The sequence below is a fragment of the Novosphingobium sp. UBA6272 genome (genome assembly GCF_002440635.1).
Taxonomy (GTDB): domain Bacteria; phylum Pseudomonadota; class Alphaproteobacteria; order Sphingomonadales; family Sphingomonadaceae; genus Novosphingobium.
In genome coordinates this window covers 72,731-87,006 of sequence record NZ_DJUW01000003.1, presented here as the reverse complement: position 1 = coordinate 87,006, position 14,276 = coordinate 72,731, and the positions used below count along the sequence as shown (strand labels likewise).

General features: G+C 62.4%; 12 protein-coding genes. 7 read left to right on the top strand and 5 right to left on the bottom strand.

What is annotated here, in order from left to right; translation table 11 throughout:
* Positions 1-94 precede the first annotated feature (94 nt).
* Together B2V17_RS02795 and B2V17_RS02790 are read left to right on the top strand one after the other, a co-directional pair.
* Positions 95-1,708: a GMC family oxidoreductase gene (locus B2V17_RS02795; RefSeq protein WP_292994942.1), complete on the top strand. Its 1,614-nt coding sequence runs from the start codon at positions 95-97 to the stop codon at positions 1,706-1,708.
* 174 nt (positions 1,709-1,882) lie between these two features.
* Positions 1,883-2,722 carry a hypothetical protein gene (locus B2V17_RS02790; protein ID WP_292994940.1) on the top strand — a complete coding sequence of 280 codons (840 nt, stop codon included), beginning with the start codon at positions 1,883-1,885 and terminating at the stop codon, positions 2,720-2,722.
* Between the two features lie 46 nt (positions 2,723-2,768).
* Here the strand turns inward: B2V17_RS02790 and B2V17_RS02785 are convergent, their stop codons facing one another.
* The 5 genes from B2V17_RS02785 to sdhC form a co-directional block, all read right to left on the bottom strand.
* A complete protein-coding gene (locus tag B2V17_RS02785) occupies positions 2,769-2,942 on the bottom strand; it encodes a hypothetical protein (RefSeq protein ID WP_292994938.1) in 174 nt (57 codons plus the stop codon).
* Between the two features lie 203 nt (positions 2,943-3,145).
* Positions 3,146-3,874, bottom strand: coding sequence for a hypothetical protein (locus B2V17_RS02780; protein WP_292994936.1), 729 nt, complete (start codon positions 3,872-3,874; stop codon positions 3,146-3,148).
* Positions 3,875-5,695 (bottom strand): succinate dehydrogenase flavoprotein subunit, encoded by a 1,821-nt coding sequence (sdhA, locus tag B2V17_RS02775; protein ID WP_292994934.1) that lies wholly within the window; start codon positions 5,693-5,695, stop codon positions 3,875-3,877.
* A 1-nt stretch (position 5,696) separates the two neighbouring features.
* Entirely contained in the window at positions 5,697-6,137 is a 441-nt protein-coding gene (gene sdhD, locus B2V17_RS02770; RefSeq protein ID WP_292994932.1) for a succinate dehydrogenase, hydrophobic membrane anchor protein, read from the bottom strand.
* Positions 6,138-6,148: 11 nt separating this feature from the next.
* Positions 6,149-6,538 carry a succinate dehydrogenase, cytochrome b556 subunit gene (gene sdhC / locus B2V17_RS02765; protein WP_292994930.1) on the bottom strand — a complete coding sequence of 130 codons (390 nt, stop codon included), beginning with the start codon at positions 6,536-6,538 and terminating at the stop codon, positions 6,149-6,151.
* A 153-nt stretch (positions 6,539-6,691) separates the two neighbouring features.
* Between sdhC and B2V17_RS02760 the strand changes: the two genes are divergently transcribed.
* The 5 genes from B2V17_RS02760 (at position 6,692) to B2V17_RS02740 (ending at position 14,183) form a co-directional block, all read left to right on the top strand.
* On the top strand, positions 6,692-7,408 hold the full coding sequence (locus B2V17_RS02760; protein WP_292994928.1) for an SDR family NAD(P)-dependent oxidoreductase: 717 nt from the start codon (positions 6,692-6,694) through the stop codon (positions 7,406-7,408).
* Complete coding sequence (gene bla / locus B2V17_RS02755; protein WP_292994926.1) at positions 7,398-8,288, top strand: subclass B3 metallo-beta-lactamase; 891 nt, start codon at positions 7,398-7,400, stop codon at positions 8,286-8,288. The genes B2V17_RS02760 and bla overlap by 11 nt, the downstream gene beginning before the upstream one ends.
* Entirely contained in the window at positions 8,285-9,199 is a 915-nt protein-coding gene (locus B2V17_RS02750; RefSeq protein ID WP_292994924.1) for a 50S ribosomal protein L11 methyltransferase, read from the top strand. Before bla ends, B2V17_RS02750 begins: the two co-directional genes overlap by 4 nt.
* A gap of 160 nt (positions 9,200-9,359) precedes the next feature.
* Positions 9,360-11,417 carry a beta strand repeat-containing protein gene (locus B2V17_RS02745; protein WP_292994922.1) on the top strand — a complete coding sequence of 686 codons (2,058 nt, stop codon included), beginning with the start codon at positions 9,360-9,362 and terminating at the stop codon, positions 11,415-11,417.
* Positions 11,418-11,672: 255 nt separating this feature from the next.
* On the top strand, positions 11,673-14,183 hold the full coding sequence (locus B2V17_RS02740) for a beta strand repeat-containing protein (protein ID WP_292994920.1): 2,511 nt from the start codon (positions 11,673-11,675) through the stop codon (positions 14,181-14,183).
* Positions 14,184-14,276 lie beyond the last annotated feature (93 nt).

Genomic DNA, 14,276 nt, shown 5'->3' with positions numbered 1-14,276 from the left:
AGTTTCAACCCGAATTGGCAGTGTAATTGCGGTTGAAAGCGCCTGCACAGTGGCTAACACTCGGGTCCAAATGGACAGGGACGGGATGAGGACCATGGAGCAAGCGCAATTCGACTACATAATCGTCGGCGGCGGATCGGCCGGCTGTGTTCTCGCCGGACGCCTGACCGAGGATCCCAACGTCACGGTCTGCCTGCTTGAAGCGGGCGGATCGGATCAGAGCGCGATTGTCCAGGCCCCGGTCGGTGCCGTGGCGATGATGCCGACCAAGCTCAACAATTACGCTTACGAGACTGTCCCGCAGCCCGGCCTGAATGGCCGCAAGGGTTATCAACCACGCGGGCGTGTGCTGGGCGGATCGAGCTCGATCAACGCGATGCTTTATGTTCGCGGCAACCGCTGGGACTATGACGAGTGGGAACGGCTCGGCAATTCGGGTTGGGGTTTTGACGAGTGCCTGCCCTATTTCAAGAAGGCCGAGCACAACGAGCAGTTCGACAACGACTGGCACGGCCAGGGCGGCCCGCTTAACGTTACTTACCCCAACCACCAGAGCCCGCTGGCCGAGCTGTTCATCGAAGCGGCCGAGCTGCGCCAGATCCGCCGCAATCCCGATTACAACGGCGGCGAACAGGAAGGCACTTTCCATTATCAGGCAACCCAGAAGAACGGCGAACGCTGCAGCGCAGCCAAGGGTTACCTCACGCCCAATCTGGGCAGGCCCAACCTAAAGGTCGTTACCGGCGCGCTATCCAGCAGGATCGTGGTTGAGAGCGGCGCGGCCAGCGGGGTCGAATACATCGTCGGCGGAGCAACCCGCCTGGCCACAGCCCGGCGCGAAGTGCTGATCTGCGGCGGGGCCTTCGGATCGCCCCAGCTACTCCAATTGTCCGGGATCGGCGACGCGGCGCAATTGCAGGCGCTGGGGATCGAAAGCACCTGTCACCTGCCCGGCGTCGGCCAGAACCTGCAGGATCACATCGACTATGTGCAGAGCTGGCGGATCAAGGACCGCAGCGACGTTTTCGGGCTCTCGCTGAAAGCTGGCACGGCCTTCCTCAAAGGCATTTTCGAATGGCGCGGCAAGCGCACCGGGCTGCTGACCAGTCCGTTCGTCTGTTCGGGCGCGTTCGTGAAGAGTTCGCCCGACGTCCCCGCGCCCGATCTGCAGCTGCTGATGGTGCTGGCGATTGTCGATGACCATGCCCGCAAGATGCACCTTGGCACCGGCCTGTCGTGCCATGTTGACCTGCTGCGCCCGCACAGTCGCGGCACGGTCGCCTTGAACAGCCGCGATCCGCGCGACGCGCCCCGGATCGATCCCCGCTTCCTCTCGGACGAGCGCGACATGGCCGTGCTGCTCAAGGGCGGGCAGCTCCAGCAATCGTTGATGGAAAGCGCACCGTTCGATCCCGTGCGCGGCAAGATGTTCTACCCGGTCGACGTGAATGACGCGGCCGCGATGGAAGCTGATATCCGCAATCGCGCCGATACCCAGTATCACCCGGTCGGTACCTGCAAGATGGGCCCCGACAGCGACCCGCTCGCGGTGGTTGACGCGCGGCTGAAGGTGCGCGGGCTGGAACGGCTGCGGGTGGTCGATGCCTCGATCATGCCCAACGTGGTCAGCGGCAATACCAATGCCCCGACGATCATGATCGCGGAAAAGGCGGCGGATATGATCAAGGCGGATGCAATGGCCAGGTGACCTGATCGAACAATGGGAATGGTCAATCCGGCCGTTCTGGCAGACGACTTTCCCGAGTGAGGGCGAATCTCGCCGCAAACGCCAATGTGGCAACTGGCTCTTACCATCAGCCCGGTTGCGATTGAGGCAATCGCCACATAGATTTGGCCAAAGCAGCGCCCTATGGAGTAGAAGATGCGCCTGACCATAACTGCACCGCTCGCCATTTGCCTGGCGCTGCCGACACTGGCCCTGGCACAAAGCGGCAAATCCCCAGCCAGCGGCGAAGTGTTGGCTACCGAATTTGCCGTGCCGGTTGAAGTTTTGCCGTTGGCCAAGGGCAAAGGCGGACTGGGAGATATTTCGTTTTCCACCGGTGGCTACAACTTCTCCGCTTCGACCGAGGTAAGAGATGTCACCGGCATGTTTTCGGTCACGATCCTCGGCTCGGACCGGATCAAGAAGCGCGTTCTGGTGAAGTACAAGTTCAGCAAGGACGGCGCGCCGTTTGACAAGGGCGCCTGCACAGTCACCTCCCGGTTCATGTCGGGCCTGTTCGAATCTGCGCGCAACAGTCTCTACACCTGCCAAAGCGGCGGTGGCGGCGCAGCACCGGCCGATTTTGCTCTGGATGCCGTGATCCCCGGCTTTATCGCCGAAAGCGGGGCCGGCCTTTCGATCAGCCGCGACGATCCGGCCGAGTATGAAAAGCTCAAGGCACGCATGCGCTATGAAGGCGTGGTCTATGAAGCGGTGCCGACCGGGATCGAGCCCAAGCACATCCCCCACAATTATCGCGCCGCCAAAGGCTGGGTGATCATGCGCGACGGCAAACCGATCGCGCGGATCGACTTTCCCTCGCGCACCGGCAGGTTCAGCGACATGATGGGCAGCTATGACCGCAAGTCGGTCCTGACTGTCCCGGTCAATGCCGCCGATGGGCGCGAAGCCGCGATCCTGTTTGCCGCGCACCTGTACTATCTGCCCGAAGCGAACTCACCCGCGCTAAAAGAGGGCAGCGGGAGGATGAACTAACGCTAGCGCGCGGCCACCCTTCAAAAAGGGTCAGCGTCTCTGCGCGCTACCCGGCCAGGATCGTCGCGGCCACCTCGTGAATGCTGCCCTGAACCAGCAAGGCCGTGCTTCCGACAATACCAACCTTGGTCTGGCCATTCTCGTCGGCCCTCAGCCAGGCGACATTTTCGGTCACGACCAGGTAATTCCCGCCGCGCGAGGTGAGTTCGACGAATTTCATGAATGTGTCTCCTGACCCGGCCGGGTTAGGGGCGGAACCTCTCGATCAGATTAACGTGGGGGCGAAAGCTTTGATTGTGCGCGGTGGTTTGGCGCCACGATTTGAACCGCCATTGGGTGCATGGAGCCTTGGCGAAATGCACCGGTTTGGAGCGCGCACGGTGGCGGTTAAGGCGGTGCATTTCGGCAGAGCCTCAATGCATTCTACTTGCTCAACAATGCAGCGCGCGTTGCTGCGATGAGATAGAGCGCGACGACACCCGCCGGCATAAGAATCAAACTGGAACTGGCAAAGCTCAAAGCCATAACGGCAAGCACAGTAATCGCCGGCACCCCTGCAATCGAGGTTATGATCCAAGATTGGGCGGGATGATCCGAATCCCATTGCGCCAATGAGACAGGCAGTTTGCCAAATTTGCGCGTCATCAATCCGCCGAGCACAAAGAACAGAAAAGGTATCAGAAAAAACAGAACGAGTAATCCCATCATCCAGATTGGTGTTTCGTAATCGCACGGGCGAAAATCACCGCGGTGTTGATCGACGGTCAAGCTTACGATTTCAGAGAGCCAGCTCGCTGCCAAAACACCAAAACTGAGCGCAAAGAACGATGCTCTGCTGTTTGGCGAACTCGGCAACCACGATCCATTCCCGGGGAAAGTTCGACGAAGCAACCAAGCGATAATTGCCGAAAGAACCACGCTCAATCCGGCTTGCATGAGCGGATATCGGTTGGTCTGGAGGGCTTCCATTCGTTCATACCAACCCACGCCTACTGTATTCTGGTCGCACGCGGCGAGCTTAAGCTGCCGCGCGCTTTCCAAATCTGAATAGATCGGAATGGTCGTGCCGTAGAGAACCAAACAGATCCCGAACAGGCCAATGGCCACCAGCGTGAGGTTTGCCCGATTGATCAAGTTGCCCGCATAGCCCAATCAATAAACCCGCTTCTTCGGCTTGATGTACTCCACATCATCCGTGAGCGTGTACTCATGCACCGGGCGGTAATCGATCTTGACCGTGCCGCCCTTGCCGCCCCAGCCTTCGAACCAGGCGGCGGTGTGCTTCATCCAGTTCTTGTCGTCGCGCTCGGGGAAGTCTTCGTGGGCGTGGGCGCCGCGCGATTCCTTGCGGTTGTGGGCGCCGTGGAGGGTGACGCTGGCCTGGCTGATCAGGTTGTCGAGCTCCATCGTCTCGATCAGGTCCGAATTCCAGATCAGCGAGCGGTCCGACACGTGGATGTCCTGCATCCGCGCATAGGTATCGGCCAGCTTGACCTTGCCTTCGGCCATCAGTTCATCGGTGCGGAACACCGCAGCGTGAGTCGACATGGTGCGCTGCATGTCGGTGCGCACCTCGGCGGTGGGTGAGCCGCCATTGGCGTGGCGGAAGTGGTCGAGCCGGGTCAGCGCGAGGTCGGCGCTGTCCTTGGGCAGTTCGGCATGGGCCGACTGCGGCTTGATCAGTTCCTTCAGGCGGTGGCCGGCCGCGCGGCCGAATACCACCAGATCGATCAGCGAGTTCGAGCCGAGCCGGTTGGCGCCGTGGACCGAAACGCAGGCCGCCTCGCCCACCGCGAACAGGCCGGGGACCACAGTTTCCGGGTTGCCGTCGGCCCCGATGGTCACGACTTCGCCGTGGTAGTTGGTCGGAATGCCGCCCATATTGTAGTGCACGGTCGGCACCACCGGGAGCGGCTGGCGGGTCAGGTCGACGCCGGCAAAGATCTTGCCGCTTTCGGTGATCCCGGGCAGGCGCTGGGCCAGCACTTCGGGGGCGATGTGATCAAGGTGCAGGTAGATGTGGTCCTTGTTCGGACCCACGCCGCGCCCTTCGCGGATTTCCAACGCCATCGAGCGTGAAACCACGTCACGCGATGCCAGGTCCTTGGCGCTTGGCGCATAGCGTTCCATGAACCGCTCGCCTTCGGAGTTGGTCAGGTAGCCGCCCTCACCCCGCGCGCCTTCGGTGATCAGCACGCCCGCGCCGTAGATCCCGGTCGGGTGAAACTGGACGAATTCCATATCCTGCAGCGGCAGGCCCGCGCGCAGCACCATCCCGCCACCGTCGCCGGTGCAGGAGTGAGCGCTGGTGGCAGTGAAATAGGATCGGCCGTAGCCGCCTGTCGCCAGCACCACTGCATGGCTGCGGAAGCGGTGGATCGTGCCGTCATCCATGCACATCGCGATCACGCCGCGGCACTGGCCGTTCTCCATGATCAGGTCGATCGCGAAGTATTCGATGAAGAAATCAGCGTCGTACTTCAGGCTCTGCTGGTAGAGCGCGTGGAGCATGGCGTGGCCAGTGCGGTCGGCCGCAGCGCATGTCCGCTGGACCGGGGGCCCTTCGCCCATGTTCTGCATGTGCCCGCCGAACGGGCGCTGGTAGATCGTCCCGTCCTCGTTACGGCTGAACGGCACGCCGGCGTGCTCCAGCTCGTAAACCGCCTGCGGGGCTTCGCGGACCATATATTCGATCGCGTCCTGGTCACCCAGCCAGTCCGATCCCTTGACGGTATCGAACATGTGCCAGGTCCAGTGGTCCGGGCTGTTGTTCTTGAGGCTGGCGGCGATCCCGCCCTGCGCAGCGACGGTGTGGCTGCGGGTCGGGAAGACCTTGGTGATGCAAGCGGTGCGCAGGCCGGCTTCGGCGCTGCCCATCGTGGCGCGCAAGCCCGAGCCCCCGGCCCCGACGACCACCGTGTCGTAGGTGTGGTCGATGATCTTGTAGGCTGGCGTGGTGGCGGCTTCGGCCATGTCAGCGGCCTCCCATCGATTGCTGGAGTTGCTGCATGATTCCGGCTGCGGTTTCCTGGCCGGACGCCAGCATGGCCATCCGGGCGATGTAGAACAGGCAGGCCGCGGCCCCGCCGAATGCGGCGAAGTTGAGCGCGGCGACGGCGGCGAACTTGTTGGCGGGCTCGTGAACATAGTCCTCAACCACCACCTGCAGGCCCAGCCGGGCGTGCCAGAAGGTCGAGATTACGAACAGCGCGAGGAAAGTGAGCGAAAGCGGCGCGGTGGCCCACTTCATTACGGTCGGATAGGTATAGTCCGGCAGGGTCACCAGGCTGAACACCAGCCACAGCCCCAAGAACAGGTTGCCGATCGCCGTATAGCGCTGAAGCAGCCAGTGGTGTGAGCCCGAATGCGCCGAGCCGTGCCCGCGGACGCGGCCGATCGAGGTTCCGTTACCCATCGTCGAATTCCTTACTTCAGCAGGATCACGGCCCATGTCAGGACCGTGGCAGCCAGCGCGGCGAGCGGCGTGAAGACCGACCAGGCAGCGTTGCTCTTGAGTTCGTAACCGGCCCCGATATCGAGCACGAAGTGGCGAATGCCCGAGGCCATGTGGTTGAAGAAGGCCCAGGTCAGCCCGACCAGCACGACCTTGCCGTACCAGGCCCCGGAATGAGCACTGAACGCCTCATAGGCCTGCGGCCCGCCAGCCAGCGAGGCCAGCCAGTAGATCAGCACGCCAAGGCCGACGAAAGCCATGCCATCGCCGGTCACGCGGTGGAGGATCGAGACCAGCATTGCCGGTCCCCAGCGCCAGACCTGCAGGTGCGGTGAAAGCGGTCGGTTCTTGGTGGCAGCCATCTGCGCCGTTCCCTCTGGTAGGTTGCGGAGGCGCGAGGCGCCCCCTTCGCGACAATCCCCATAGTCAAAACGAAAGGCGGTGCAAGCGCACTGAAGGTCGTATTTTGGCTGACGGGATTTGAATTGGATGGAAACCGCCCTAGAGGATCGCGCATGACCCAGACAACTGCCCTCATCACCGGATCCTCGCGCGGGATCGGCGCGGCGATCGCACGGTCGCTGCGCGCGCGCGGCGTCATGGTGATCGGCCACGCGACCCGCGCCGTCGATGCCGATACGATTCCCGCCGACCTGGTCGATCCGACCGCCCCCTCTGCGCTGTGGGATCAGGCACTGGAACGCACCGGCGGCAGAATCGACATTCTGGTCAACAATGCCGGGGTGTTCCAGGCCAACCCGATTTCGCTGAGCGACATCGAATGGCTCGACAACTGGGAAGACAGTCTGCGGATCAACCTGACCGCTGCCGCCGAGCTTTCGCGTTTGGCAGTCAAGCACTGGCTGGCTGACAAGCGCGCCGGACGGATCGTCCACGTCGCCAGCCGGGCGGCCTATCGCGGGGATTCGCCCGATCACTGGCACTATGCCGCCGCAAAAGGGGGCATGATTGCAATGCATAAGACGATCGCCCGGCAATATGCCAACCAGGGCGTGATGAGCTATGCGATCTGTCCCGGCTTTACCGATACCGCGATGGCGGGAGACTATCTCGCCAGTCGCGGCGGACCGGGGCTGCTGGCCGATATTCCGCTGGGCCGGGTCGCGACACCGGAAGAAATCGCTGCTATTGCTACCTTTTGTGCGCTTGATGCCCCGGATAGCATGACGGGCGCGGTGCTTGATGCCAATGGAGCCTCCTTTGTTCGTTAGGATCGCGCTTTCCGCCCTCGCCCTGCTCTCGCTTGGCGCTACCAAACCCGAGCCGCGCGCGGCGGCCAGCAAGGATATCGCCGCCGCTTGCGGAACGCGCGATGGTTGGTCCGAACCTGCCCCGCCTGCGCATATCCATGGCAAGAGCTGGTACGTCGGGACTTGCGGGATCACGGTGGTGCTGGTTGAAACCCGTGCCGGACTGGTGCTGATCGATACCGGCCCCAAAGACGCCGCGCCGCACGTGCTGAAAAACATTCGCGCGCTCGGCTTCGATCCCAGGCGGATCAAATGGCTGCTGATGACTCACGAGCATTTCGACCATGTCGGCGGCATGGCGGCGATCCAGCGGGCTACCGGCGCGAAACTGGTGGTCAGTCCCGGAGCCGAGGTGGCGATGCGCAGCGGCAAGGCCGTTCCCGAAGACCCGCAGGCTGCGCTGTTGGCAAAATACCCGATGCCCCCGGCGCGAGTCGACCGCGTCCTGCGCGGCGGCGGATCGCTGACAGTCGGGGAGACCCGGTTCACCATGCACGCCAACCCGACCCACTCCCCCGGTTCGGCCAGCTGGACCTGGCAGAGCTGCGACGCGGGGAAATGCCTGACCATCGCCTATGCCGACAGCGTCAACACGATCTCCTCCGATGACTACCGCTTCACCGCGCACCCAGAGCGGATCGACGCGGCGCGGGCCGGACTACGGACGATCGAGGCACTGCCTTGCGACCTGTTGCTGACCCCGCACCCGGGCGGCAGCGACTTGCTCGAACGGCTGTCGGGCAATGCGCCATTGACCTACCAGCGTGCTTGCGTGGCCTATGCCGCGGGCGGCAGTGATCGGCTGGCAAAGCGACTGGATCGGGAGGCGCAGGGCCAATGAGCGAGGCCTGGAAACTAACCGCCCTCGCCCCGCGCGGGCTGATCGAAGCCGCACTGCTGGCGCACGAGGATGCGCATGACTGGGACCCGGAAATTGTCCTGTCAGGCAGCGAAGTGGCAGAGGACAAGCCCGAGCAATGGCAGCTTGAAGCCTGGCTTCCGCGCAAGCCGACTAGGGCCGATGCTGCCGCAATCAGGAGGTTGTTCGACGGCGCCTCGCCGTTGCTGTTTCACGAGCAACTGCCCGATATCGACTGGTTGACGCACAGCCAGCAGGGTCTTGAACCGATCCGCGCCGGACGTTTCCATGTCCACACGCCGGAACATACGCCGCTGGCCGAACTGGGCGTGCGCGATTTCGAGATTCCTGCCAGCCAGGCCTTCGGCACCGGCCAGCATGCCACCACTGCCGGATGCCTCGAGATGCTGGGCGAGATGAAGCGCCGCGGCCTGGTGGTGCGCAACTGCGCCGATATCGGTACCGGCACCGGCCTGCTCGCCTTTGCCGCCCTGCACCTCTGGCCGCGCGCGCTGGCCACGGCGAGCGATATCGACGATGTCTGCATCAATGTTGTGCAGGACAATGCCCGCGCCAACGGTATCCGGCTCGGCGCTAAGCCGGGCGAGCTGACCATGATGGTCGCTGACGGGATGGACCATCCGCTGCTGGAAGCGCGCGGACCCTATGACCTGATCCTGGCCAATATTCTGGCCGGTCCGCTGATCGATCTGGCCCCGCACTTCGCCAAGGCGCTGGTTCCAGGTGGAAACCTGCTGCTAGCTGGGCTGCTCGAATCCCAGGAAGCCCAGGTGCGCCGCGCCGCCTTCGCCGCCGGGCTGCGGATCGCCGCGCGCCTGGTCATGGGCGACTGGTCGATCCTGTGGCTGCGCAAGCGGACCAGCTACGCGTAGCGCTAGGCAAAGTAACTGAATACGTGGTCCCGCATCGGGGCCGTCCGGCTGCGAGGCTGGACTCTGTGGCTGTGTTACGGCAGAAACCTCCTCCTAACGGCAAGGCAAAAGTCTGTCCGGGTTCGCGCCATATCAACCCCGCTTCGATGGGAGAATGCGCATGCCTACCTGGATAGCATCCGGCAACGGAACCTGGACCGATCCCGCCAACTGGACTGGCGGCGTGCCCTCTGCACCCAGTTCGACCGCAACGTTTTCATTCGCGACCAATGTCGGCGGCACAATCATCGTCGGCATTCCCGAATTCGCCGACATTTCGGTCGGGGTCATGAACATCACCATGACCGGGACCACCGGGATCACCATCCGCGGCTCTCTCACCGATTCGGGCACGGACATCGGTGACCTGATCTTTGACAATGGCGCATCGAACGCCCAGCTGAACATCAATACGCTGGCCACCACCAGCCCGACCACCTTCAGCAGTTCCGCCGGTTTGCGGTTGACGCTGGCGTCCGACTTGCTGGTCAATGTGGTGACCGCTGGATCGATTGCCCGGTTCGATTTGCCAGTCCTGGGCGCGGGCACGCTGATCATGTCCGGTGCCGGGACGCTGGAGCTGAACGCTACCAACTCCTTTACCGGCGGAATCGACATTATCAGTGGTATACTGGATGCCTTGAACGATGCGGCGCTGGGCTCGGGCACGGTCACCATTTCGAACAACGCCACTTTCCGTTCGTCGGGATCGACAAATCAGGTCTTTGCCACCAACCTCAACGTCACTGGCAATGCCGGTTCAGCCACAATCGCTGCCAAAGCAGCCACCACCCTGACGTTGACCGGAACCCTTTCGCACCTCTCGCAAGGGACCATGAATTTCGGCAGCCTAACCGATACCGGGACGGTGGTCGCCAGCTTTGGCTCGATTGGGGAGAATGTGACCAATTCGTCGTTCCGGATCAACGGCGGCACGCTCTTGATCGGCAATGCCTTTAACGCGGCGAACCTGTTGAGCCATCCCGGCCAGGGCCTGACCGAGATAAACAATAACGGGATCCTCGATACCGCCGGATTTGCGACCACGATCAGCAACCTCGACTTCGACGCCGGTACGCTCCGCAGCTCGGTCGGCGCGCTGAATGTCACCGTCAATGACATCTTTGTCGCGAACAATGCCCAGAATGGCACGATCGAAGGCACCGCCGGGGTCGATCAGTTCACTGTCAATGCCGAATTTGGCTTCAACCTGTCCGGCGTAACCCTGTCGAACTGGACCGCCGGGACCGATCTGATCACGATCAACGGCAGCGCAGGCATCAACAGCCTGACCGGAACCACCGGGCGCGACACGATCAACGGGTTCGACGGTGCCGACACCTTAGGCGGCGGCGGGGGAATCGATACAATCAACGGCGGTAACGGCAACGACACAATTATACTCAACGCCAGTGGTTCGTTCATCGATGGCGGTGCCGACACCGATACCCTTCAAGTCAATTCCGCTTCGATCACTTTGGGCTCGGTCACCGGCTTTGAGGCGATTACTCTCAGCAGTGCGACGCTGAACCTGACCAGCGCGCAGTTCACCAACGGGTTTTCAACCAGTTCGACCCTTTCCGGAACCGGCACCATCACAATAACGATGTCGCCCGGCGATGTATTCTTCGCGACCGGCATGACCGCATCGCCCGGCTCGGCGATCAACTTCATCATCACCGGCAGCACCGGGATCGATGTGATCAAGGCCAATCTCAACGTCACCAACACGATCAACAGCGGCGATGATGTCGACCAGATCCGCGGCGGAAGCCAGGTTGACACGATCAACGGCGGCAATGGCAACGACAAGATCATGGGCCTGGGCGGTGCGGATGTGTTGACCGGCGGCGCAGGAGCGGACCAGTTCCGTTACCTGTTCACCACCGATTCCGGGACCGGAGCAAACGCCGATGCGATCCTCGATTTCGTCTCTGGCAGCGACAAGCTCGATTTCCGGACTTTGGATGCCGATCCGTTCACGGCTGGGCGTCAGGCTCTGACCTTCATCGGCACGCTGGCCTTCGTCAACAACGGCATCCCGCAGGTCCGGTTTGCTGATCTTGGCGCGGACCTTGGAGTGTTCGTTGACCTTGACGGCAATGGCACAGCCGACATGGCAATGCTGCTGGTCGGCGCCGGGGCGCAGGTGCTGTCGGCAAGCGACTTCCTGCTCTGATTCCAGACGTGTCCGAAACGTTCAACTTTGTCGGAAATGTCCAGTTTCCCGGCGAAGATTGACGGATTCCTACAACTTTTCTGTCGAATTTCGCCAAGTTTCATCTGCAACCACCCCCTAGTTCACAGCCCAGCAGCTGGTGGCCTTTCGCCTTTGGTCTCCAGCATACCTTTAGCGATGCACCGCGGCGGCGGCACAGGCTCGGTTTCGGGCCCGGGAAGCTGCGCCTTGCGGAACGGAACGGGAGAATGTGACATGCCACTTTGGAACAATACCAACAGCGGACTGTGGACCGATAGCGCCAACTGGAGCGGCGGCGTGCCGAACGGGTCCGGCGCAATTGCCGATATCGTGGTGGTCGGCGGAAGCGGCGCGACGATCGCGACCTTCACCGAAAACACCACTGTGACGCTTGGCACGCTCAACGTCACCAGCACCGGCGCGCGCGATGTGCTGTTCCAGGGCTCGCTGGCCGATAGCGGCAGCGGCGTTGCCACGCTCTCCTTCGACGCAGGTGCCATCGGAACTGGCGTTGCCCGGGTCAATGTGACCACTGCGGTTGGCGGCGGAGAGTTTGAGATCAGCTCGTTTGGCGGTCTCCGGGTGTCGATCGGTAACGAAACCGAGTTCAACGTAGCCACCGCCGGCACCACGGCGCGGATCAATGCGCCGATAATCGGGAATGGCAGTATCACCAAGCTTGGCGCGGGAACGCTGCAGCTTGGCAGCTCGAATACAACCTTTGGCGGCATCATCAGCGTCGAAGGCGGCACGCTCTCCGGTCTGAATGGCGGCGTGTTCGGCACTGCCAGCATTACGCTGCACAACAATGCAATCCTTCGCACCAGCGGAACCCTGACCAATAACACAGGCACCACCCTTGGTGAAACCGGGACCACCGGCAGTGGCCAAATCATGGCTCCCACCGGTACCACCCTGACGATGACCGGAAACTTCGGCCATCGATCGAGCGGTGTGCTGACTCTCGGCAACATTGTCGACAACGGCACAATCGCCATTGCCTCCTCTGCCGCAGCATGGGGCGACGGCAGCTATCGCCTCGCCGGCGGGACGATCCGGTTCGACAACGCCTTTTCCGCTGCGAGCGCGTTCTTCGGTGCCAACACCGCGTTGACTGAACTGGTCAACGGCGTGATCCTCGACGGGCACGGGTTCCAGATGAAGATCACCAACCTCGATCTGGACAACGGCACGATCCGCTCCTCGACAGGCTCCCTGCTGCTTCTGGTCAGCGACACGACAATTAGCGCAAACGCCCAGACCGGGACGATCGAGGGTACCGCAAATGCCGACAAGGTTGAAATCGACGTCACCAACAACTTCACCTTTGCCAGCACCACCTTCACCAACTGGTCGGCCAACGACGTGATCCAACTCGATGGCGGCGCCAACGACAACAGCCTGACCGGCACGCAGTTCAAGGACCTCATTTCCGGCTTCGGCGGCAATGACACCCTGATCGGGGGCGGCGGCGCAGACGTGCTCAATGGCGGCGACGGTGACGACCTGATCATCATCAATGCCAACAACGGCAATTCGCAGATCCTTGGCGGCATCGGAACGGATACGCTGCGCCTCACCGGTGGAACGGTGACACCGTTCACGATGAGCGGAATCGAAGCAATCGAACTGCAGAACGCCGCCACGCTCGCGCTCAGCAACGGCCAGTTCTTCAGCCTGCCCAGCAACGCCGCGATCAGCGGCACCGGCACGATCTCGGTCAGCCTGTTCGCTGGGCAGAGCGCGCTGACCAACAATTTCGCGGTGGCGGCTGGATCGAACATCACCTTCAACATCCAGGGTGCCGGCGGCAATGAGACGATCACCGTCCACCCCGATGCCATCGGCATCATCAGCGATGGCGGCGGCAATGACCTGATCACCGGCGGCAACCGTGGCGATACCATCACGATCGCGGGCGGGGTCGACACGGTCAATGCAGGGGCCGGGAATGACCTGGTGGCCGTCTGGGCGCAGTCCAACGGATCGCACGTCAACGGCGGCACCGATACCGACACGCTGCGTATCGTCAATGGTTCGGTCTCGCTTGGCACGATCACCGGGTTCGAGGGGATCGACATGACCGCCGGCACCACCCTCAACCTGACCAATGCCCAGTTCACCAGCGGCTTTGCCAGCAATTCGGCGCTGTCCGGAACGGGGACCATCGCGGTCTCCATGGTGCCCGGCGATGTGTTCTTTGCCACCGGCATGACCGGCGGCGCGAACGTCACCTTCAACATCACCGGCAGCACCGGCGTCGACGTCATCAAATCCGCCCTGGGCGCGATCAACGTCATCAACGGTGGCGACGGGATCGACCAGATTCGCGGCGGATTCCTGGGCGACACGATCGACGGCGGGATCGGCAACGACAAGATCATGGGCCTGGCCGGATCCGACATCCTGACCGGCGGCGACGGCGCGGACCAGTTCCGCTACCTGTTCACCAACGACAGCCTGACCGGTAGCGGCGCGGACCAGATCATGGACTTCCAGGCCGGCACCGACACGCTCGATTTCCGGGCTCTGGATGCCAATCCGAACATCGCCGGTCGCCAGACGCTGACCTTCATCGATGGCCAGGCCTTCCACGCCAACGGCACCGCCGAGGTGCGCTGGGCCGATCTGGGCGCAGACCTGCGGGTCTATGTCGATCTTGACGGCAATGGCACTTCGGACATGGAAATGCTGCTGGTCGGCGCGGGCACCCAGACCCTCACCGCCACCGACTTCGTGTTCTGAGTTCCCGAATGCAAGAGTAAAGGCGACCTCATCCTTGCATTCGCACCCATGGGGCAGCATGGGGGAAGGCGCGGCTTCGGCTGCGCCTTCTGT

Excerpts from the sequence above, each read along its gene's own strand:
- B2V17_RS02745 (WP_292994922.1), top strand. The coding sequence starts at position 9,360 with ATGCCTACCTGGATAGCATCCGGCAACGGAACCTGGACCGATCCCGCC.
- sdhA (WP_292994934.1), bottom strand. The coding sequence starts at position 5,695 with ATGGCCGAAGCCGCCACCACGCCAGCCTACAAGATCATCGACCACACC.
- B2V17_RS02750 (WP_292994924.1), top strand. The coding sequence starts at position 8,285 with ATGAGCGAGGCCTGGAAACTAACCGCCCTCGCCCCGCGCGGGCTGATC.
- B2V17_RS02785 (WP_292994938.1), bottom strand. The coding sequence starts at position 2,942 with ATGAAATTCGTCGAACTCACCTCGCGCGGCGGGAATTACCTGGTCGTG.
- sdhC (WP_292994930.1), bottom strand. The coding sequence starts at position 6,538 with ATGGCTGCCACCAAGAACCGACCGCTTTCACCGCACCTGCAGGTCTGG.
- B2V17_RS02790 (WP_292994940.1), top strand. The coding sequence starts at position 1,883 with ATGCGCCTGACCATAACTGCACCGCTCGCCATTTGCCTGGCGCTGCCG.
- B2V17_RS02760 (WP_292994928.1), top strand. The coding sequence starts at position 6,692 with ATGACCCAGACAACTGCCCTCATCACCGGATCCTCGCGCGGGATCGGC.
- B2V17_RS02795 (WP_292994942.1), top strand. The coding sequence starts at position 95 with ATGGAGCAAGCGCAATTCGACTACATAATCGTCGGCGGCGGATCGGCC.
- B2V17_RS02740 (WP_292994920.1), top strand. The coding sequence starts at position 11,673 with ATGCCACTTTGGAACAATACCAACAGCGGACTGTGGACCGATAGCGCC.
- sdhD (WP_292994932.1), bottom strand. The coding sequence starts at position 6,137 with ATGGGTAACGGAACCTCGATCGGCCGCGTCCGCGGGCACGGCTCGGCG.